Below are 19,958 nucleotides of genomic sequence, written 5' to 3' on the forward strand. Positions count from 1 at the left end.
TATGCTGTGGGCATGACCCGCCTCGTCATCCTCGGCGCCGGAACTGCGGGCACGATGCTCGCCAACGCCGTCGCCAAGCACCACCCGACCTGGTCGATGACGGTCGTCGACGCCGACGACCAGCACGTCTACCAGCCCGGCCTGCTGTTCCTTCCCTTCCGCGGACGACCAGATCGGCTCGTCCGCTCACGCAAGGCGCAACTCAACCCCAGGGTTGACTACGTCAACTCCCCCATCACTGCCATCCACCCGGACCAGAAGCGTGTCGACCTGGGCGTCGGGATCATCATCGACTACGAGTTGCTGGTGATCGCCACCGGATCGCACCCTCGTCCCGACCTGGTCGAAGGGCTGACCGACGAACGCATCTGGCGCAGGCGTGCCCACGAGTTCTACTCACTCGAGGGGGCGATCGCCCTGCAGCGCACCCTGCGCACCTTCAGCGAGGGCAAGCTGCTCGTCCACATCGCCGAGATGCCGATCAAGTGCCCGGTCGCACCGCTGGAGTTCGCGCTGCTGGCCGAGGACCACTACCGCAAGCGCCGGCTGCGCCACAAGGTCGACATCACCTTCGCCACGCCCTTGGACGGCGCGTTCACCCGCCCGGTCGCCAAGCAGACCCTGGGTGACCTGCTCGTGGACCGTTCGATCAGGGTGACCACCGACGTCGCGGTGGAGCGCATCGACCCGGCCAGTCAGCGTCTGGTCGCCTACGACGGACGAGAACTCCCCTTCGACCTGCTGGTGACCATCCCGCCGCACACCGGGGCCCGGGTGCTCGAGGGCACTGGGCTGGTCGACGACGTCGGCTTCGTCCGGGTCGACCCGCACACCCTGCGCTCGGTGGTCGACCCCTCGGTCTTCGCGGTCGGCGACGCCACCAACGTGCCGACCTCGAAGGCTGGTTCGGTGGCCCACTTCCAGGTCGAGCACCTGCTCGAGAACCTGGCCGCAGTCGCCGAAGGACGAGAGCCCACGGCCCGCTTCGACGGCCACGCCAACTGCTTCGTCGAGTCCGGACGAGGCCAAGCCCTGCTGCTCGACTTCAGCTACGACGTCGAACCACTTCCGGGCACCTACCCACTGCCCGGCGTCGGACCGATGAGCCTGCTCAAGCCCACCCGGCTCAACCACCTGGGCAAGCTCGCCTTCGAACCGATCTACTGGAACATGCTGCTGCCCGGGCGCCCACTGCCCGTGCCCACCACCCTGACGCTGACCGGCAAGCGCCCGGTAACCGGGAAGGACTGACCATGCCTGCCACCAACACCATCGACGGCCACACCTTCGCCATCAACGAGGAGGGCTTCTTCACCCAGCGCGACGACTGGAACGAGGAGCTGGCCGGCATCCTCGCCGAGCTGATCGGGGTCGAGATGACCGATGCGCACTGGAAGGCGCTGCGGTTCATGCGCGACGACCAGGCCACCACCGGGGTGACCCCGACACTTCGCCGGATGCAGACCGTCGGCGGCTTCGACGTCAAGGAGCTGTACCGACTGTTCCCCGGTAAGCCCGCCAAGAAGATGAGCTACCTCGCCGGGCTGCCCAAGCCCATCGGCTGCGTCTGACAAGGAGAGAGACGTGCGTAGTGTTCCTGAAGGCTTCGTCGTGCCGAACTTCGGCCCGGCACCTGCTGCGGCTGCCGCCAGTGGCCGGACCCGGACCGAGGTGGCCGGCGGTGGTTCGTCCGGCGACACCGGCCCCCGCAAGCTGGCCCTGATCTGCTCCAAGGGCAACCTCGACATGGCCTACCCGGGGCTGATCCTGGGCAACGCGGCCGCGTCGGAGGGTGTCGAGGTGCATGTCTTCTTCACCTTCTGGGGCCTCGACATCGTCAACACCAAGACCAACGGGAACCTGAAGTTCACCATGGTCGGCAACACCGCGATGCACATGAACGAACTGGGCCGGATCAAGCCCGGGCTCGAGCACCGCTCGATGCCCCAGATCATGGGACGCATCCCGGGCATGACCAAGTTCGCCACCTGGATGATGAAGAAGCAGATCGCCGAGTTGGACGTGCCCGATGTCCCTGACTTCCTCGACCTGATGCAGGCTGCCGGCGTGCACATGTACGCCTGCCGGATGACCTTCGACATGATGAAGCTGATCGAGGCCGACATGCACCCGGGCGTGGAGGGCGTGATCAGCGCCACCGACTTCATCGAGATCAGCGAGAACGCCCAGACGATTTTCATCTAGCGGCACTGCCCTCGGGCTTCCCCCGCACCAAGATCGAGTTCCCGCACCAACGATTGGTGCGGGAACTCGATCTTGGTGCGGGGGAAGGGGTGGGTGACTCCCACTCCGCTCTGGGGCTGGGCGGCACAGGTCAGTCGTCGTCGCGGGCCTCGGGCACCTCGNATTGGTGCGGGAACTCGATCTTGGTGCGGGGGAAGGGGTGGGTGACTCCCACTCCGCTCTGGGGCTGGGCGGCACAGGTCAGTCGTCGTCGCGGGCCTCGGGCACCTCGTGGGTCATCGGCAGCAGGCCGGCCCGGTGCAGCGCCGGGTCATCCACCGCGAACGAGCGGACGCGTCCGCCCGGGGCGTGCCGGGTCTCGAACCGCACGGTGACCCGGCCGTGGCCGGCACCCCAGACCCAGCCTCGTCCGTGCTCGTCGTGCTCCACCTCGACACCGGGTGACCAGCCACCGCCCCGGCGTCGTCCGAACGGGCCACCCACGTGCTCGACCGGCTCCAGCCCGGCTCGCTCGGTGGTGGTCTCGTCGACTCCCTCGACCTGCTTCGACTCGGGTCCCTCCAGGTCGAACAGTTCCTCCTGGGCAGCCATCGTGAACCCGGACAGCCCCAGCCCGAGCAGCCGCACCCCCTCGCGAAGGTCGAGGTGGCGCAACAGCGAGATCGCCACCGCGGCCACCCGCTCGGGCTGGTCGGTGCCGCCAGCGAGGGTGCGCGACCGCGTCCAGGTGGTGAAGTCGCCCAGGCGCACCTTGATCGTCACGGTCCGCGCGAAGGTGCCATGTCGCCGCACCCGGGCGCAGACCAGGTCGGCGTCGGCGACCAGGATCCGCTCGAGGTCGGCTCGGTCACGCAGGTCGTGCTCGAAGGTGTCCTCGACCGAGATCGACTTGGTTTCGCGGTCGCTGGACACCTCGCGGTCGTCACGGGCGAAGGCAAGCTCGCGCAGCCCGTGACCCCAGGACTGGCCCAACTCACGCAGCAGTTCACCCTCCGAGGCGTTCTGCAGGTCACGCACCGTCTGCAGGCCCAGCCGCTGCAACTTCTCGTGGGTGGCCGGCCCCACGCCGGGAATCGCCCGCACCGACATGTCCGAGATCACGTCGAGTTCGGTCCCCGGCTCGATCACCCGCACGCCGTCGGGCTTGGCGAGTTCGCTGGCCACCTTGGCCATGAACTTCGAGGTGCCGATGCCCACCGAGGCGGTCAACCCCTCGGTGCGCACGGTCAGTTCGGCACGCAACGTCTCGGCCAGTTCGACCAGCGCCTCGGACGACGAGCAGTCCACTCCCCCGGCCGCGAGGTCGACGAACGCCTCGTCCAGACTGAGCGCCTCCACCTTGGGCGAGAGTTCTGCCAGCAGCGCCATGACGATCCGGCTGGACTGGTGGTAGGCGTCGAATCGTCCCGACAGGTAGGCCGCGTACGGTGCCCGACGCCGGGCCTCCGACATCGGCATCGCCGACCGCACCCCGTGCACCCGGGCCTCGTACGACGCGGTCGAGACCACGCCTCGTCCGCCCAGGCCGCCGACGATGACGGCACGGCCCTTCAGCGAGGGCTTGTCACGCTGCTCGACCGCGGCGAAGAACGCGTCCAGGTCGAGGTGCAGGATCGAAGCCTGCGCGCGCACGGCTCAGACCAGCTCGCGCGCCACGCCCTGGTAGATGGTCTCCGGTTCGCCATCGGGGCCGACGCGATCGTCGAACTTCTCCAGCCCAAGGTCGAGCACGGCCTGGATCGCCTTCGGGTCGTCCTGCCGGACGATCACCCGCACCCGCCCCAGCGGGTCGATCCGGTTGACCTCGACCAGGGCCTGCTTGGCCACCTCGACCGCCCACGAGCGGTGCTCGGTCTCGGGGGACAGCCGGTGGTGGAAGACCCACACCTTGGCCTTGTTGGGCAGCACGTGGGTGTGCACGCCAGCCACGCCGACGGGGTCGCCGCCCTCGAGGTTGCGCACCATCCACAGCCCCAGCCCGTCCTCGAGCCAGTTCTCGTTGTGCTCCTCGAGGGTGTGCTCGGCGCTGATCCGCGACCACGCATCGGCGTCGCCCAGGGTGATCGGACGAAGCTCCAGACTCTCGGTACGCACCACCGGGGCATAGCGGACGAAATCAAAACCGTCCCGCTCGTCGCGGGAGATCTCGACCCACTGGTCGGGGTCGATCTCGGGGTAGTACGCGTCTCCCTCGGGGCTCTGGTGCACCTCGGTGATGTCGAGGCCGGTCACCTTGTCCATGGTCTGGGCATAGATCTCGCCACCACCGCCGATGAAGCAGATGTCGCCCACGGCCGACCCGCGGGTGGTGCGGGCCAGGTGGATCGCCTCGTCGATCGAGTGCGCCACCAGCACCCGGGTGGCGCCGTGGGCCTCGGGGGGCTCCCAGTCGGTGTTGCGGGTCACCACGATCGAGGTGCGGTTGGGCAGCGGGTCGCCGATCTGCTCGAAGGTCTCACGCCCGAGCACGAGGAAGTGACCGGTGGTGCGCTCGCGGAACCGGTCCCAGTCCTCCTTGATCCGCCAAGGGATCTCGGGGCCGTTCCCGATGACGCGGTTGTCGGCGACGGCAGCGATGCTGATGACTTGCATGTCACTTCCTCAGACGGCGATGGGTGCCTTGATGGTCGGGTGGGGATCGTAGCCCTCGACGGTGATGTCGGCCAGGGTGAAGGCGTCGATCTGGTCCACCTCAGGATTCAACACCAACCGGGGCAGCGGGCGCGGCTCACGCTCCAACTGGGTGTGCACCTGGTCGAGGTGGTTGAGGTAGATGTGGGCATCACCGAAGGTGTGCACGAAGTCACCGACCTGGTAACCGCAGACCTGGGCCATCATCTGGGTGAGCAGCGCGTAGGACGCGATGTTGAACGGCACCCCGAGGAAGATGTCAGCGCTGCGCTGGTAGAGCTGGCAGCTGAGCCGACCGTCGGCGACGTAGAACTGCATGAACGCGTGGCACGGGGGCAACGCCATCTCGTCCAGTTGCGCGACGTTCCAAGCGCTCACGATGTGGCGGCGCGAGTCGGGATTGGCCTTGAGCTGCTCGATCACCGTGGCCAACTGGTCGACGTGGCGACCGTCCGGGGTGGGCCATGACCGCCACTGGTAGCCGTAGATCGGGCCGAGATCGCCGTTCTCGTCGGCCCACTCGTCCCAGATGGTGATGTTGTTCTCGTGCAGCCAGCCCACGTTGGTGTCGCCGCGCAGGAACCACAGCAGCTCACCGAACACCGACCGGGTGTGCACCCGCTTGGTGGTCAGCAGCGGGAACCCCTCGGCCAGGTTGAACCGCAACTGGTGGCCGAAGACGCTGATCGTCCCCGTACCGGTGCGATCGGACTTCTGCACGCCCTCGTCGAGCACCCGGCGCAGCAGGTCGTGGTACTGCTTCACCGTTCCTCCTTGCGGGGGACGACCCCCTGCACCCCCGCGAGGGTGCCCACCAGTAGCGGAAGCATCGCATCCATCGCCTGACCGCGGTGCGAGCGGCTGTTCTTGTCGGACGACTCCAGCTCGGCACTGGTGCGTCCGGGCACGTCGTCGGGCAGGAAGATCGGGTCGTAGCCGAACCCATTGGTCCCGCGCGGTGCGGTGGCCAGTCGTCCTTCCCAGGTGGCGCGGACGACGCGCTCGTCCCCACCCGGGACGACCAGCGCTACCGCGGCGACGAACCGCGCCGTGCGGCGCGCGTCCGGCACGCCGTCGACCTGGCTCAGCAGCAGGTGCAGGTTGTCGTCGTCGGAGGCGTCCGCACCGGCCCAGCGCGCCGACCTGATACCCGGCATCCGGTCAAGGGCATCGACCTCGATGCCGGAGTCGTCGGCCAGCGCCGGCAGGCCCGAACGGGATGCAGCGTCGTGGGCCTTGATCAGGGCATTCGCCTCGAAGGTGTCGCCGGTCTCGTCGGGCACCGGGGCTCTGGGCAGATCGTCCAGACCGAGCACCGTGACGTCGACGTCGGATGCCTCGAGCATCGCCTTGAGCTCGGCGAGCTTGCCGGCGTTGTGGGTGGCGAGCACCACAGCAGGCCGGGAGTCGAAGTAGGGCAGGGGCCTCATGCCCCCTCCTGCAGGGCCTCAAGTTGCAGGCGGCGCAGCTCGGCGCAGCCAGCCAGGCCCAGGTCGAGCAGGGTGTCGAGTTCGTCGCGGCGGAACGGAACCCCTTCGGCGGTGCCCTGCACCTCGATGAAGTCGCCATTGCCGGCCACCACCAGGTTGAGGTCGGTGTCGGCCGAGGAGTCCTCCTCATAGGCCAGGTCGAGCATCGGCACGCCGTCGACGATGCCGACCGAGACCGCCGCCACCGAGTCGCGCAGCGGCTCACCGACCAGCGCACCACGGCCCCGCAGCCACGAGACCGCGTCGGCCAGCGCGACGTAGGCGCCGGTGATCGCCGCGGTGCGGGTGCCGCCGTCGGCCTGCAGCACGTCGCAGTCGATGACGATGGTGTTCTCACCCAGCGCCTTGGTGTCGACGACCGCACGCAGAGCACGGCCGATCAGGCGCGAGATCTCGTGGGTGCGTCCGCCGATCTTGCCGCGCACCGACTCCCGGTCGGAACGGTCGTGGGTGGCCCGGGGCAACATCGCGTACTCGGCGGTCACCCAGCCCTCGCCCGAACCCTTGCGCCACCGAGGCACCCCTTCGGTGACGCTGGCCGCGACCAGCACACGGGTGCGTCCGAACTGGACGAGCACCGAGCCCTCGGCGTGGTCGAGCCAGCGCCGGGTGATCGTCACCGGCCGCAACTGGTCGGGGGTGCGTCCGTCGATGCGTTCAGCCATGCGGACGACCCTACCGGCTGGCGGTGACGAAACGCTCCCTCACCGCCTGCCGTGGCCACTCAGGCGTCGGCGTCGCTCGAGACCACCAGGTCGCGGTGCTCGTTCATCGCGTCGAGCCGGGCCTGCAGCGACGCGGTGATGGTCTTGTGGGCGTCCGATCCCATGCCGATGAAGCGCGGCGGGTTGTCCATGTCGACCAGAGTGATGATCGTCTGGGCGGCCTTGGCGGGATCGCCGCCGGTGTTGAGGCTGGGGTTGACGCCCTCGACCGGACGACGGCTGCCCGAGGTCTCCATGTAGTCGTCGATCCGGGTCGGCGACTGCTCGATCGAGCGCCCGCCGAACTCGGTGCGAAAGCCCCCCGGCTCGATCAGGATCGCGCGGATGCCCAGCGGGGCGACGTCCTCGGCGAGCGAGGCGGTGATGCCCTCGAGCGCGGCCTTGCTCGAGGCGTAGTAGCCCGAACCGGCCAACGGACGAGACGCGGCGATCGACGACAGGTTGACGATCGTGCCGCTGCGCCGGGCGCGCATGCCGGGCAGGGCGGCCTTGATCAGGTTGACCGGGCCGAACAGGTTGGTCTCGAACAGCTTGCGGACGCCGGCGTCGTCGCCCTCCTCGATGGCGGCGCGGTAGCCGTAGCCGGCGTTGTTGACCAGCACGTCGATCGCGCCGAACCGTGCCTCGGCCCTGGTGACCGCGTCAACTACCTGGCCGGGGTCGGTGACGTCGAGCGCGACGGCGTGCGCGGTCTCGGGATGGGCGTCAACCAGGTCCTGCACCGACTCGGGGCGGCGCACGGCCAGCACGACCTGCTCACCGTTGTCGAGGACGGCCTGAGCCAGGGCTCGTCCGAGCCCGGAGGAGGCGCCAGTGATCAACCAGGTACGCATGTGCGGGATCCTTTCGTCGGTGTGGTCACCATTCAACCCGTTGGACGAGAGCGCAGACAGGGATTGGTGTTACCCCCGACCGACGGGCACCTGTGCCACTTCGTCCACCAGGTCGCCGATCAGGCGTCGTCCCAGTTCGGCGAACCGGCGCGGGTCGCCGGTGGTCAGGAAGAGCCGTTGGCCGGGGCGTTCGTCCCCCGACAGCAGGTCGAGGTCGGTCAGCGTGCTGAACACCGAGCGGGCGCAGGTGGTGGCGGACGAGACCAGGGTCACGTCCTCGCCGAGCACGTAGCTGATCACGCCCTCGAGCAGCGGGTAGTGGGTGCAACCCAGGATCAGGGTGTCGCAGCCGGCGGCCTGGATCGGTGCCAGGTAGTCGCGGGCGACGGCGAGCAGGTCGGGTCCGCCGGTGATGCCGGCCTCGACGAACTCGACGAAGCGCGGGCAGACCGCAGTGGTGAGGGTGACGTGCGGGGCCACGGCAAGCGCGTCGTCGTAGGCCTGGCTGGTGGCGGTGGCCTGGGTGCAGATCACCCCGACCCGGTCGGTGGCGGTGGCGGCGACCGCGCGACGGGCGGCCGGGAGCACCACTTCGATGATCGGCACGGCGTAGCGTTCACGGGCGTCGCGCAGCACAGCCGCAGAGGCGGTGTTGCAGGCGATGACCAGCGCCCTCACCCCATGGGCGACCAGGCGGTCGAGGCACTCCAGGGCGAACTCGCGCACTTCCGCGATCGGACGAGGTCCATACGGCGCCCGGGCGGTGTCGCCCAGGTAGACCAGATCTTCGTGGGGCAACAGGTCGAGCACCGCGCGCGCCACGGTGAGGCCACCGAAGCCGGAATCGAAGATCCCGATCGGGGCCCTCAGGTCGGCTTCGGAATGCATGGCTCGCAGACTATCCCCGCGCAAGCATGCGCACCCAGGCACTCCCCCACAGGAGCAGACTGGTGCCATGGCCAAGAAGATCGCCATCCCAGTCGGACTGGGACTGCTGACCTGCTCGACCAGCCAGGTCGTGCTCAGCGCCGCAGCGACAGTTGCACCAGCACCGGACCACGTCGCTGGGACGAGGGTCCAGTCGCCCCGCAGCCGGCAGTGCCGCCGACCTGGCCTGAGGCGCACGACCCGCAGCCACCGCTGGGGCATCCAAGGGCCAACTCGGTGGCCTTGAGTCGTCCAGACCGGCGCAGGTGGTCGATCGCGGCGTCGACCACGTCGCGTGACAGCCCGGTGCGGGCACACACCTCGTCCACGCTGGTCACCCCGGCCCCGAACGCCGCGAGCACCACGCTGAGTGGCCCGGTCACCACAGCAACCTGCCGACCTGGAAGACGACCACGGCTGCGGTCCACGCCACCACCAACTGCATCAGCACCCCGAACAGCGTCCAGCGCATGCCGATCTCTCTGCGCTGGGCCGCCAGCGTTGCCACGCAGGGGGTGTAGGCCAGCAGGAACACCATGAAGGCGGCCACCGCGGCGTGCGGGTGGCCACCGGAACTGATCGTGAAGGCCTGCAGGATCTGCTCCCCCAGCGCCCCGGGGGCGCCACCCGACGGGTCGGCGACGGCGTAGGTCTGTGCCCAGGAACTGATCACCGCCTCCTTGGCGACGAAGCCGACCACCAGGGCCGAGACGGTCTGCCAGGTGGCGAACCCCGCAGGACCGAACGCCGGAGCGACGAACTGGGCGATGCGTCCATAGACCGAGTGCTCGACATCGACGTGGCCGAACGAGGCGCCGGGAACCACGGGGATCGCCTGCAGCAGCCAGACCACGACGAACGGTGGCGACGATGATCCCCGAGGCGGTGCGAAGGAACCCTGCGAGCCGCACCCAGGTGACGCTGCCGATCAGCCGCGGGGTCGGGCGTTGGTAGGGCGGCAGGTCGAGCAACAAGGGATCAGCGCCGAACTTTCGCCACAGCGTGGCCTGCAGCAACTTGCCCACCCCGACCACGAACAGGATGCTGATCACGTACATCGCGAACACCACCGTGCCCGCCCAACGTCCGAAGAACACCGTGCCGACCAGCGCGTACACCGTCAGCCTGGCCGAGCACGAGGTGAACGGGATCAGCAGCGAGGTGAGCAGCCGCTCGCGAGCGGTCGGCAGGATTCGGGTGGCCGAGATCGCCGGCACGTTGCAGCCGAAGCCAACGACCAGCGGCAGGAATGCCCGTCCCGGAAGTCCGATCGAGCGCATCAGGCGGTCGGTGACCACCGCAGCCCGGGCCATGTAGCCGGAGTCCTCGAGCAGCGCGAGCAGCGCGAACATCAGGGCCATCAGCGGGGCGAAGGTGAGCAGCATGCCGACGCCGGCGACCAGCCCGTCGACGACCAGCCCTCCGACCCATGATCCGCCCAAGCCCACCCGGGCGAACAGCCAGCGCAGACCGTCGCTGACCGGGCCCGAGAAAAGCCCGTCGAGCAGGTCCTGCAGGGGTGCCGCGACGGTGGTCGTGGTCTGGAACACCAGCCACATCACCACGAGGAAGATCAGCGGCCCGAACACCGGTGCGGTCACCCAGCGGTCGACCTTGTCGGTCAGGGTGCGGCGGCGCTCGCCGGTGCGGTGGGTGGCTGCGGACGACGCGCGGTCGATCAGGGTGAACCGGTCGTCCTCGCGCGCCAGGTCTGCCTCGATCGGCGACAGGTCGCCCGACACCGCGAGATCGGGGACGCGCGGTGCTGGGGCGTCCTCGCCGACCAGGCCGGCGACCACGGCGGCCAACTCGTCCAGACCGGTGCGCCGACGTGGGTCGATCAGGACGACTGGCACGCCCAGTTCACGCTCCAGGGCGGCGGTGTCGATGGTGATGCCCCGGGTGGCGGCCACGTCGACCATGGTGAGCGCCACCACGACCCGAAGCGGATGCTCCCGCAACTGGGTGACCAGGTAGAGCCCACGCGCCAACTGCGAGGCATCGACCACGGCGACGGTGACGTCGGGCACCTCGTCGGCGGGCACGTCGAGCAGCAGTTCGTGGGTCAGCGCCTCGTCCGGGCTCATCGGGTCGAGGCTGTAGGCGCCGGGCAGGTCGATCAGGGTCGTCGGCAACTCGGCGTTGCGCCACACGCCCCGCGAGACCGACACCGTGGTGCCCGGCCAGTTGCCCATGGTCACCCGTGCCCCGGTGAGCGTGTTGAACAGGGTGGACTTGCCGACGTTCGGCGCTCCGACCAGCGCGACCACCGCCGCGTCCGGACCGGCCCCGGCCCCGCCCCCGGCGCCAAGGCAGGTCGACTTCGCCGGCGCGGGGCCGCTGCACCCTGCTCAGCGGGACGAGGACCGGGCCCGTGGTGGTCATCGCGGCTCCACGGTCAGTCGGTCGGCGAGCTCTCGTCCCAGGGCGATCCGGGCCTCGGCCACGGCGACCACGATCCCCCCGCCGACGGTGCGCTGCACCACCTCGAGGTGGGCGCCACGGCGCAGGCCCAAGGCCGCCAGCCGCCGACAGACCGCCGGTTCCCCGTCGACGCGGCGCAGCAACACCGGCCGCCGAAGCGGCGCGTGGGTGAGCGCCAGCGCCTCATGGGGATGCCGGGTCGAGTACTCCACAGGCACACACTAGGAGCCGCATGACTATGCGCACCAGCGGGTGCGCCTATTTGGACAACGCCCGCGTTTCGTAATCTCCCGATCAGTCGCCGGTGATCGCCGACATCAGCGACTCCAGCAGCCAACCAAGCCACGAGTAGTAGTGGTGGATGACCCCCTTGGGGTCGGAGTCAGGACGCTTGGCAGCCTCGTCGGCCGAGATCTCGTCGGTGATGCCCAACACAACCGACAGCACCAACCGAAGGTTGTTCAACGACGTCATCCAGGCGTGGTGGTGGGCAGCAGGCACCTCGATGCGCCCGGCACGGTCAGCCTTGCGCAGGTCGTCCAGCACCACCTCGATGGCGTCCAGCTTGGCGCGGCGGGCATCGCCATCGGTGTAGCGGCGGAAGTCGGCCGAGGCCGCCGGGTCGTCGTGGTAGGCGTCGGGGAACAGCCGCCGGGTGATCGGGTCGGGGTCGAGGAAGTCCGGGTCTTCCAGGGTCGGCTCGGTTGAGAAGCTCTGCTCCCACACCGCGAACGGGTCGTCGCTGGACGACGGCCCCGGAGCCTCGTCCAACCCTTCCTGCAGCAACCCGGTGAGCTCACCGAACAGCGCCAGCAACAACTCGATCTCGTAGGCGTCGAGGGTCAGCACCACCTGGCCGCGCCTGCGCTGGAACTGTCCCATCAGCGATCCGATCCCCCGTGCACCTGCGTCATGAGCGGTCCACCGTGGCCCACAAGCCATAGCCATGCATGGCGGCGACGTCGCGCTCCATCTCTTCGCGCGAGCCGTGCGAGACCACGGCCTTGCCCTCGTTGTGCACCTTGAGCATCAACTCGTCGGCCTTGTCGCAGGTGTAGCGGAAGTAGGTGACGAACACGTAGGACACGTAGCTCATCAGGTTGACCGGGTCGTCCCAGACGATGGTGACGTAGCCGGGCGCGAGGTCGCTGGCCTCGTCGACCTGCTCGACGGTGGCGGTGCCACCGTTGGGGCTGGACGGTTCCGACATGGCTCCATTGTGGCAAACCTGCGTGGCGGCGTTCGTGACCGTGGTTCGGGCGGGACCGTTAGGCTCAGGATCCATGACCACCGCGTTGCTGACCGACCACTACGAGCTGACCATGGTGCAGGCCGCCGTGGGACGAGGCACCGCCTTCCGCCGCAGCGTCTTCGAGTTGTTCCCCCGCCGGCTGCCCGAGGGACGACGCTACGGCGTGGTTGCCGGGGTGGGTCGCGCGCTGGAGGCGATCGAGAAGTTCCGCTTCGACGAGGCGGCACTGGAGTTCCTGCGCAGCAAGAACGTGGTCAACGACGAGGTCGCCACCTGGCTGGCCGACTACCGGTTCAGCGGCGACATCTGCGGCTACGCCGAGGGTGAGATCTACTTCCCCGGCTCGCCCCTGCTGGTGGTCGAGGGCAGCTTCGCCGAGTGCGTGCTGCTCGAGACCGTGCTGCTCAGCATCTACAACCACGACTCGGCGATCGCCTCGGCCGCCTCACGGATGACCGCGATGGCCGAGGGACGACCGCTGATCGAGATGGGGTCGCGGCGCACCCAGGAGTGGTCGGCTGTGGCCGCCGCCCGCGCCGCCTACATCGCCGGCTTCTCGTCCACCTCGAACCTCGAGGCCGGACGCTGGTACGGGGTGCCCACCGCCGGCACCGCCGCGCACTCGTTCACCCTGCTGCACGACAGCGAGCAGGAGGCCTTCCAGGCCCAGTTGGACGCCCTCGGTGTGGGCACCACCCTGCTGGTCGACACCTACGACGTCGAGGCTGCGGTGCGCAAGGGTGTCGAGCTGACCGACGGGCAACTCGGCGCGGTGCGCCTGGACTCCGGCGACCTGGCGCTGGCAGCCCGCGAGGTGCGCGACCTGCTCGACGACCTCGGCGCGACCCAGACCAGGATCATCGTCACCTCCGACCTCGACGAGTACCAGATCGCTGCGCTGCGCGGCGCGCCGGTCGACGGTTACGGCGTGGGCACCTCGGTGGTCACCGGCTCGGGGCACCCGACCTGCGGCTTCGTCTACAAGTTGGTGGCCCGCGCCGACTCCGACGACCCCGACGACCTGATCGAGCCGGTCGCCAAGAAGTCGCTCAACAAGAACACCGTCGGCGGGCGCAAGTTCGCGATGCGACGCCTGGACGACCACGGCCGCGCCCAGGCCGAGATCGTCGGCATCGGGGCTCGTCCAGACAACGACGGCAACGACCGTGACCTGATGGTCGAGCTGGTCCGCGACGGCGAGATCGTCGGACGAGAGGACGTCTCGGCCGCCCGGGAGCGCCACGAGCGGGTGCGGGCAGAGCTGCCTCCGGCTGCGCTGAGGGTGAGCAAGGGCGAGCCCGCGATCCCCACCATCATGCTCGAGGCCGACGGCGACGTCGCCCACAACCCCTACGCCCCGCGCACCTGAACCTGGGTGGCCGAACGAGAACCTTCAGATCTGGGCGTTGAGTCGTCCCCAGGCCGGGGGCACTGACGAGAAGCCGTTCATCACCGCAGACACCCGCATCGCGCGGTCGGAGGCGAACACGTCCTCGAGCAGCATCGGACGACCGTCCGGGCCGGTCAGCGGCACCCGCCAGTTGGGGTACTCGTCGATCGTGCCGGGCTGGTTCTGCGTGAGCCGGTCGCCGACCGCATCGGTCAGCGCCACGTTGAGCACCCGTGACGGGGTCTGCACCAGGAAGCGGTGCATGGCCAGCACCAGCGCCTCGACCTCGTCGCTCGCCTCGTCCTCACCGTGGACGAAGCCGCGCTCACGCAGCAGCGAGACCACCGACTCCTGCTCCTGGCGGGCGTGCTGGAGTTCCTCGTCCAGGGTCTCGGTCAGCAGACCGAGGCGGTGTCGCAGCCGCACGTGGTCACCGGCCAGGTAGCCGGTGGTCGGGGGCAGGTCGTGGGTGGTGACCGAGGCCATGCAGTACTCGCGCCACGCCTCGGGGTGCAGCGGTCGTCCGTGCTCGTCGTTCTCGAACCACAGCACCGAGGTGCCCAACAGCCCGCGGCGGGCCAGGTACTCGCGCACCCAGGGCTCGACGGTGCCCAGGTCCTCCCCCACCACCAGCGCCCCGAAGCGGTAGGCCTCGAGCGCCAGGATGCCGATCAGAGCCTCGTGGTCGTAGCGCACGTAGGCACCCTGCGAGGGCAGCTTGCCCTGCGGCACCCACCACAGCCGGAACAGGCCGATGATGTGGTCGACGCGAATGCCGCCCGCATGGCGCAGCACGGTCGAGACCATCTCGCGGAACGGGGCGTAGGCCAGGTCAGCCAACCGGTCGGGACGCCACGGCGGCTGGCCCCAGTCCTGGCCGTTCTGGTTGAACTGGTCGGGCGGTGCACCGACGGTCACCCCCTGAGCGAACACGTCGGCCATCATCCAGGTGTCGGCGCCGGCGGCGTTGACCCCGACGGCCAGGTCGGTGACCACACCGATCGCCATCCCGGCGTCCTTGGCGCTCTGCTGCGCGATCGAGACCTGGTGCTCGCACTGCCACTGCAGCCACTCGTAGAACCGCACCCGGTCGGCGTTCTCGCGGTGGAACTCGGCCACCTCGGGCGAGGTCGGCCGCTGCAACTCCGCGGGCCAGGTGCGCCAGTCGACCCCGTGCACCTCGTAGAGCGCACACCAGGTGGCGAAGTCGCGCAGCGGTCGTCCCTCACGGCGGCGGAACCCTTCGAAGGCCATCTGCCGCGCCGCGGGCAGACCGACGCGGTAGAGGATCTCGAGGGCCGCCATCTTCGCCGCCCAGGCCTCGTTGCGCTGGATCTGGTCGGCCTTGCGCACCTTCTTCCACAGCTTCTTGCGGATCGCCTCGATCTGGTCGCGCACGGCGTCGCTGACCCCGGCGTACTCGGGGATGGCTTCGGGGCGCAGGTAGAGCGGGTTGACGTACTTGCGCGACGACGGCAGGTAGGGCGAGGGCTCCATCGGGGCCGTCGGCTGCGCGGCGTGCAGCGGGTTGATCAGCACGTAGTCGGCGTACTGCTGGGTGCGTGACCACACGGTCAGGTCGGCCAGGTCGGTCAGGTCACCGACACCCCAACTGCGCTCGGAGCGCACCGAGTACAACTGGGTGGCGTACCCCCAGATCCGCTTCTCACCCAGGGCGCGGGGGAAGCCGACGAAGTTCGGGGTGACGATCAGGGACGACTCGACCTCGCGGTCAGTGCTGCGCAGCACGAGGCGGTGGTAGCCCAGCGGCAGGTCGCCGTGGATGGCGAACGTGGCTCGTCCCATCCAGACGCCGTCGACTTCCTGGTCGGGCACCTGGTTGTCGATCTGGGCCAGCGGACTGACCCGGCCGTCCTCGGTGCGCACCGACAGGTCGGCGTGGTGGCCGGCCAGCACGTGCACGTCGACCGAGCGCCAGTGGCCCTGCTCGACCACGATGCACGGCGGCAGCGCGCGGCGCCACGGCTTGAGCCGGATCTCGTCGACGGCGGCCCAGGCCAGGTCGTGGGTGCTGGCGTCGACTCCCAGGGCGGCCAGGATCGCGATCGCGGCCTCGTCGGTGATCGAGGTGTGACGGCCCTTCCAGTCCCAGAACTCGGTCTGGATGCCGAAGTGCTCGGTCAGTTCGTTCAGCGCCGCGTCGTTGAGTGCCACGCCGCACACCCTAGGACATGCTCGCGGGCCTCACCGAACCCGGGGTCAAATCCCCTTGGCTCGACGAACCACCTGGGTTCGTCCCAACTTGTCGTGCAGGGTCTGGCGGCTGTCGCCGAACAGCGGCCACAGCGCGTCGATGATGTAGGCCAGGCCGATGAGTCGATTCAGTCCGAGGATGATCGCGTAACCGGCGGCTCGCTTGATGGCCAGCGGCAGCGGCAGTCCGCCACGGTGGTTGCCCTGCCCGGCTGGGACGACGCGCAGCCCGGTGACCAGCTGGCCAGGCGTGGCTGCGAACCGGGCGTGAAAGAACGCGGCCGAGACGCAGGTGAGGGTGATCGAGACCAGCCCGATCATCGTGCTCTCGTCCTGAATGGCGTTGGCCAGGGCGACCGAGTCGACCGGGACGCCGCGCATGGCGTCGGCCATCGCCGTGTCCCACCACTGCCGCACCGCGGTGTAGGCGGCGCGGAACTGCGGCCAGCACACCGCGAGCACGACCAGCCCGATCAGCAGGTCGTCGATCAGGCGTCCGAGCACCCGCCACCACCACCCCGCCAGCGGGACGCCGTCGGCGGTGCGCTTGACCTGGTCGACCACGGGCATCTCGCGCCACTGCATCGAGACGTGGTCCCACTGGGTCGAGGTCGGCACCTGCGGGACGGGGCCCGGTGCCGGCGCCCCCGCCTGCCGGGGGTCGGCCACGCGGGCGCCGAGTCCGGACTGCCAGTCGGGCTGGGCCATCGGCTCACGGGTGTTGTGGGTCCAGCGGGTGCCGTCCCAGTAGCGTTCCTCGACCCCACCGGTGGGGTCGGGGTACCAGCCCATCGGCGGCAGCGAGGGCTGGGCGGGCGGCGACGTGCTCACCCGACCATTCTGTCAGGCGCTCGCGGAGGCGCCGAACCGGCCTGATCAGGTGGGGAACCGACGGTGGACGAGGCGGCGTCTCATGCGACACTGTGAACGCCATGGAACGCATCGGCCGGTACCGAGTGGCCCAGCGCATCGGCGCGGGGTCATTTGCGACCGTCCACAAGGGCCACGACGACGACCTGGACGTGCCGGTGGCGATCAAGGTGCTCAGCCCCCAGTGGGCCCAGCACGAGGATGTGCGTCGTCGCTTCGTCACCGAGGCCCAGTTGCTGCGCCGGATCCGCGACGAGCGGATCGTGCGGGTCTACGACATCGGGACGACGCTCGACGGCTCGCCCTACTTCGTCATGGACTACGCCGACGGCGGTTCGCTGGAACGGCTGCGCAAGAACCTGGTTGCGCCGGGACGAGCGCTGCGGCTGTGCGCCGAGGCCGGCCGCGCCCTCGAGGTGCTGCACCGGCACAACGTCATCCACCGCGACGTCACCCCGGGCAACGTGTTGCTCAGCCACTCCGCCGCCGGCCTCAGGGTGCTGCTGGCCGACCTGGGCGTCTCGGAGTCACTGGTCGAGAAGTCCGGTCTGGCCGCCACCGCCGGCACCCCGGCGTTCATGGCGCTGGAGCAGGCCACCGGGCAAGCGCTGGACCACCGCTCCGACATCTACTCCTTGGCCGCGGTGACCTACGCGCTGCTCACCGGCCACGCACCCTTCCCGATCAAGACGCTGCAGCACCTGCTCGAGCGCAACCCGAATGTGGGTCCCCCGCCGATCGCCGACCGGCTCGGTGGCCCGCGCGAACTCGACAACCTGCTGGCCGATGCGCTGTCACCGCACCCGGAGCGTCGTCCGCAGAGCGCTGAGCAGTTCGCCGCCGCACTGGACGCGTTCGCGGCGGTGATGCCCGGCGGTGAGACCTACGCGCCTCGTCCGCTCGACCCGGCCGGCGGCTCGTCGCTGCCACCGACCCACGGGTCGGGCGGCTCGGGCGGCTCAGGTGCGCCGCTGGTGCCGGTGGCACCCAACCCCTACGCCTCGTCCGAGGGTGCAGCACCAATGCCCATCCAGGGCCTGCACGAGTGGTCGCCGTCGTCGATGCACAGCTACCGCTCGCAGGTCGGCCACAACTCGATCACCCCGCGCAACGAGACGCCGGGTTCGATGCTCGACGCCTACCTGGGCAAGGGCCGCTACACCCCGGCCCCGGTCAAGGAACGCCACACCATCGGCTTCTACGTGGTGGTCGCGCTGGCGGTGCTGGCGGTGTTCGGGCTGACGATGTTCCTCACCATCACCTACCTGCTGAACTGACCAGGGTCAGCCGACGCCCGAGGTGGCGTTGCGCACCGGACCGATCCTGCGCGCGGCGAGATAGGCCGCGACGGCCACCAGACAGATCGCGGCGAACAGCCAGGCGAAGGTGGTGGTCGGGATGTGGGTCTCACGCAGCGCGACGAAGATCGCCCCGGCCAGCCCCAAGGACAGGGCGTTGCCCATGGTCTCCGAGACCTGCAGCGACGAGGTGTTGCGACCCAGTCGGGCATGACTGCTGAGTTGCATCACCGCCAGCGATCCCGAGGCGGTCGAGAAGCCCATGCCCAGCCCGGCGATGCTGTAGGCGGTGGCGATCACGACCAGCCCGGCGGTACTCGGGACGAGCACGCCGGCGGCGACCCCGACCAGCCCGACCACCCCGCACAGGGTGCCGAGAACGATGATCTGGTCGCGTCGGATCCGCAGCCACGGACGTGACTGCAGCCATGACCCGGTGGTCCAGCCGACCGAGCCGATGGTGAGCATCGACCCGGCCCAGAACAGGCTCAGGCCCCGGGTCTGGACCAGCGCCAGCGGCAGGAAGCTCTCGAAGGTGAAGAACGATCCGGCCTGCAGCAGCCTCGTCCACGAGACGGCCGGGATGCCGGCGGCCACGGTGAAGAATCCGGGCGGCATCATCCTCGGCACGGCCAGCCCCAAGGCGGCCAGACCGGCGACGGCCATGCCCGCGCCGAGCAGGTCGAGGCGTTCGGTGCCCGCCTGCAGCACCGCCAGGCCGAGGGCCGCGGCGATGGCGGCCCAGACCGGCACCGGGTCGACCGGTTCGTCGTGCTGTGGGACGCCCTGTCGCTGGATGGCCAGCATGGGTCGCCAGCACAGGATGGCGGTGAGCACCATGACCGGGACGAGGATCCAGAACGCGGCGTGCCACGACCACAGGCGGGTGACCAGGGCGGCGACGGGGGGTCCGATGAAGGCCGGCAGCACCCAGCAGAAGCTGAATGCGGTCATCATCACCGCGCGCCGGTGCTCGGCATAGGCGCGGGCGACGATCACCATCAGTGCCACGTTGATCAGGCCACCACCCAGGCCTTGGACGAATCGTCCGGTCACCAGCACCAGCATCGTCGGCGCCGAACCGGCGACCACCAGGCCGACGGTGAACAGCGCCAGGCCGAGCGCGGAGGGGATCACCGGACCGAAGCGGTCGACCGCTCGTCCACCCAGCACCGTCGACAGCGCGATGCCGATCACGAACATCGAGAAGGTCCAGGCGAACAGCCCGAGCTGGCCCAGGTCCTCGGCGGCCCGAGGCATCGCGGTGGCCACGGCGTAGGCCTGGAACGCCACCGCGAAGACCCCCATCAGGATGCCGACCGTGAGCGCACGGGAAGCAGTCTTGGCAGGGGTGGAGGGCACCGACCAATGCTAGTGGCGAGGTGTGCGCGTGGCGAACGCCCTGCCAACCGCTGGTGGGGTGTGCCTAGACTGCCGGGCATGAGTCAACAGTTGGCACCGGGTTCGCAGACCGTCCTCGACGAGCGCACCGAGCACCAGTACGACGAGGGCGACCACGAACGCTTCTCGCACTACGTGCCCAAGGCCAAGTTGATGGAGGCGATGGTCAACGGCACACCCGTCGTGGCGCTGTGCGGCAAGGTCTGGGTGCCCCACCGCAACCCCGACAAGTACCCGGTCTGCCCGGAGTGCAAGGAGATCTGGCAGGAGATGGACGCCGGCCAGGGCTGAGGCCTCC

Annotated in this window: 20 protein-coding genes and 1 pseudogene; 6 read left to right on the top strand and 15 right to left on the bottom strand. The window is 69.5% G+C overall.

The genetic code is table 11. The annotated features are described in order from the left end of the window. Positions 1 to 12: 12 nt before the first annotated feature. The 3 genes from sqr to IE660_RS05525 are packed head-to-tail and all read left to right on the top strand — an operon-like array spanning position 13 to position 2,205. Positions 13 to 1,251, top strand: coding sequence for a type III sulfide quinone reductase, selenoprotein subtype (gene sqr / locus IE660_RS05515; protein WP_203567314.1), 1,239 nt, complete (start codon positions 13 to 15; stop codon positions 1,249 to 1,251). A gap of 2 nt (positions 1,252 to 1,253) precedes the next feature. Further along, on the top strand, positions 1,254 to 1,571 hold the full coding sequence (locus tag IE660_RS05520) for a TusE/DsrC/DsvC family sulfur relay protein (protein ID WP_203567315.1): 318 nt from the start codon (positions 1,254 to 1,256) through the stop codon (positions 1,569 to 1,571). Positions 1,572 to 1,584: 13 nt separating this feature from the next. Continuing rightward, positions 1,585 to 2,205, top strand: a complete 621-nt coding sequence (locus IE660_RS05525) for a DsrE/DsrF/DrsH-like family protein (RefSeq protein WP_328701855.1) — start codon at positions 1,585 to 1,587, stop codon at positions 2,203 to 2,205. A gap of 240 nt (positions 2,206 to 2,445) precedes the next feature. Here the strand turns inward: IE660_RS05525 and IE660_RS05530 are convergent, their stop codons facing one another. The 12 genes and pseudogenes from IE660_RS05530 to clpS all read right to left on the bottom strand — a co-directional run bounded on the left by IE660_RS05530 (position 2,446) and on the right by clpS (position 12,445). Further along, entirely contained in the window at positions 2,446 to 3,837 is a 1,392-nt protein-coding gene (locus IE660_RS05530; protein WP_203567316.1) for a DNA polymerase IV, read from the bottom strand. Positions 3,838 to 3,840: 3 nt separating this feature from the next. Continuing rightward, positions 3,841 to 4,797 carry a dihydrofolate reductase gene (locus IE660_RS16565; RefSeq protein ID WP_203567317.1) on the bottom strand — a complete coding sequence of 319 codons (957 nt, stop codon included), beginning with the start codon at positions 4,795 to 4,797 and terminating at the stop codon, positions 3,841 to 3,843. A gap of 9 nt (positions 4,798 to 4,806) precedes the next feature. After that, positions 4,807 to 5,601, bottom strand: coding sequence for a thymidylate synthase (locus IE660_RS05540; RefSeq protein WP_203567318.1), 795 nt, complete (start codon positions 5,599 to 5,601; stop codon positions 4,807 to 4,809). Further along, positions 5,598 to 6,266, bottom strand: a complete 669-nt coding sequence (gene rdgB / locus IE660_RS05545) for an RdgB/HAM1 family non-canonical purine NTP pyrophosphatase (RefSeq protein WP_203567319.1) — start codon at positions 6,264 to 6,266, stop codon at positions 5,598 to 5,600. Before rdgB ends, IE660_RS05540 begins: the two co-directional genes overlap by 4 nt. Then, on the bottom strand, positions 6,263 to 6,991 hold the full coding sequence (gene rph, locus IE660_RS05550; protein WP_203567320.1) for a ribonuclease PH: 729 nt from the start codon (positions 6,989 to 6,991) through the stop codon (positions 6,263 to 6,265). The genes rdgB and rph overlap by 4 nt, the downstream gene beginning before the upstream one ends. A 59-nt stretch (positions 6,992 to 7,050) precedes the next feature. After that, positions 7,051 to 7,884, bottom strand: coding sequence for an oxidoreductase (locus IE660_RS05555; protein ID WP_203567321.1), 834 nt, complete (start codon positions 7,882 to 7,884; stop codon positions 7,051 to 7,053). 69 nt (positions 7,885 to 7,953) lie between these two features. Next, the gene (murI, locus tag IE660_RS05560; protein WP_203567322.1) at positions 7,954 to 8,772 is read right to left on the bottom strand and encodes a glutamate racemase; all 819 of its coding nucleotides are present in this window, start codon (positions 8,770 to 8,772) and stop codon (positions 7,954 to 7,956) included. A 418-nt stretch (positions 8,773 to 9,190) separates the two neighbouring features. Then, positions 9,191 to 9,349 carry a hypothetical protein gene (locus IE660_RS16570; protein ID WP_407928999.1) on the bottom strand — a complete coding sequence of 53 codons (159 nt, stop codon included), beginning with the start codon at positions 9,347 to 9,349 and terminating at the stop codon, positions 9,191 to 9,193. A gap of 427 nt (positions 9,350 to 9,776) precedes the next feature. Next, positions 9,777 to 11,081 (bottom strand): annotated as a pseudogene (gene feoB, locus IE660_RS15745) (ferrous iron transporter B); the annotation flags it as partial. Between the two features lie 111 nt (positions 11,082 to 11,192). Continuing rightward, positions 11,193 to 11,447, bottom strand: a complete 255-nt coding sequence (locus IE660_RS15750) for a FeoA family protein (protein WP_203567324.1) — start codon at positions 11,445 to 11,447, stop codon at positions 11,193 to 11,195. Positions 11,448 to 11,529: 82 nt separating this feature from the next. Continuing rightward, a complete protein-coding gene (locus IE660_RS05575) occupies positions 11,530 to 12,117 on the bottom strand; it encodes a DUF2017 domain-containing protein (RefSeq protein ID WP_203567325.1) in 588 nt (195 codons plus the stop codon). Between the two features lie 28 nt (positions 12,118 to 12,145). Then, a complete protein-coding gene (gene clpS / locus IE660_RS05580; protein ID WP_203567326.1) occupies positions 12,146 to 12,445 on the bottom strand; it encodes an ATP-dependent Clp protease adapter ClpS in 300 nt (99 codons plus the stop codon). A gap of 73 nt (positions 12,446 to 12,518) precedes the next feature. Here clpS and IE660_RS05585 point away from each other — a divergent pair, with 73 nt between their 5' ends. Continuing rightward, complete coding sequence (locus tag IE660_RS05585) at positions 12,519 to 13,856, top strand: nicotinate phosphoribosyltransferase (protein WP_203567327.1); 1,338 nt, start codon at positions 12,519 to 12,521, stop codon at positions 13,854 to 13,856. A 24-nt stretch (positions 13,857 to 13,880) separates the two neighbouring features. On the opposite strand, the gene malQ is transcribed toward IE660_RS05585, so the two are convergent. Continuing rightward, positions 13,881 to 16,052, bottom strand: coding sequence for a 4-alpha-glucanotransferase (gene malQ, locus IE660_RS05590; protein WP_203567328.1), 2,172 nt, complete (start codon positions 16,050 to 16,052; stop codon positions 13,881 to 13,883). A 45-nt stretch (positions 16,053 to 16,097) separates the two neighbouring features. Continuing rightward, entirely contained in the window at positions 16,098 to 16,922 is an 825-nt protein-coding gene (locus IE660_RS05595; protein ID WP_203567329.1) for an RDD family protein, read from the bottom strand. A 101-nt stretch (positions 16,923 to 17,023) separates the two neighbouring features. On the opposite strand from IE660_RS05595, the gene IE660_RS05600 reads away from it, so the two are divergent. Next, the gene (locus IE660_RS05600) at positions 17,024 to 18,238 is read left to right on the top strand and encodes a serine/threonine-protein kinase (protein ID WP_203567330.1); all 1,215 of its coding nucleotides are present in this window, start codon (positions 17,024 to 17,026) and stop codon (positions 18,236 to 18,238) included. A 6-nt stretch (positions 18,239 to 18,244) separates the two neighbouring features. On the opposite strand, the gene IE660_RS05605 is transcribed toward IE660_RS05600, so the two are convergent. Beyond that, a complete protein-coding gene (locus IE660_RS05605; protein WP_203567331.1) occupies positions 18,245 to 19,621 on the bottom strand; it encodes an MFS transporter in 1,377 nt (458 codons plus the stop codon). Between the two features lie 78 nt (positions 19,622 to 19,699). Between IE660_RS05605 and IE660_RS05610 the strand changes: the two genes are divergently transcribed. Next, complete coding sequence (locus IE660_RS05610) at positions 19,700 to 19,951, top strand: DUF3039 domain-containing protein (RefSeq protein ID WP_203567332.1); 252 nt, start codon at positions 19,700 to 19,702, stop codon at positions 19,949 to 19,951. Positions 19,952 to 19,958: the final 7 nt, after the last annotated feature.

Source organism: Aestuariimicrobium ganziense (assembly GCF_015352975.1).
Lineage (GTDB): Bacteria > Actinomycetota > Actinomycetes > Propionibacteriales > Propionibacteriaceae > Aestuariimicrobium > Aestuariimicrobium ganziense.

Bases quoted from the DNA above. Each gene is read 5' to 3' on its own strand.
- IE660_RS16570 (WP_407928999.1), bottom strand. From the start codon at position 9,349: ATGGTGTTCCTGCTGGCCTACACCCCCTGCGTGGCAACGCTGGCGGCC.
- IE660_RS05585 (WP_203567327.1), top strand. From the start codon at position 12,519: ATGACCACCGCGTTGCTGACCGACCACTACGAGCTGACCATGGTGCAG.
- IE660_RS05555 (WP_203567321.1), bottom strand. From the start codon at position 7,884: ATGCGTACCTGGTTGATCACTGGCGCCTCCTCCGGGCTCGGACGAGCC.
- sqr (WP_203567314.1), top strand. From the start codon at position 13: ATGACCCGCCTCGTCATCCTCGGCGCCGGAACTGCGGGCACGATGCTC.
- clpS (WP_203567326.1), bottom strand. From the start codon at position 12,445: ATGTCGGAACCGTCCAGCCCCAACGGTGGCACCGCCACCGTCGAGCAG.
- rdgB (WP_203567319.1), bottom strand. From the start codon at position 6,266: ATGAGGCCCCTGCCCTACTTCGACTCCCGGCCTGCTGTGGTGCTCGCC.
- IE660_RS05520 (WP_203567315.1), top strand. From the start codon at position 1,254: ATGCCTGCCACCAACACCATCGACGGCCACACCTTCGCCATCAACGAG.
- rph (WP_203567320.1), bottom strand. From the start codon at position 6,991: ATGGCTGAACGCATCGACGGACGCACCCCCGACCAGTTGCGGCCGGTG.
- IE660_RS05575 (WP_203567325.1), bottom strand. From the start codon at position 12,117: ATGGGACAGTTCCAGCGCAGGCGCGGCCAGGTGGTGCTGACCCTCGAC.
- IE660_RS05610 (WP_203567332.1), top strand. From the start codon at position 19,700: ATGAGTCAACAGTTGGCACCGGGTTCGCAGACCGTCCTCGACGAGCGC.
- IE660_RS16565 (WP_203567317.1), bottom strand. From the start codon at position 4,797: ATGCAAGTCATCAGCATCGCTGCCGTCGCCGACAACCGCGTCATCGGG.
- murI (WP_203567322.1), bottom strand. From the start codon at position 8,772: ATGCATTCCGAAGCCGACCTGAGGGCCCCGATCGGGATCTTCGATTCC.
- IE660_RS05600 (WP_203567330.1), top strand. From the start codon at position 17,024: ATGGAACGCATCGGCCGGTACCGAGTGGCCCAGCGCATCGGCGCGGGG.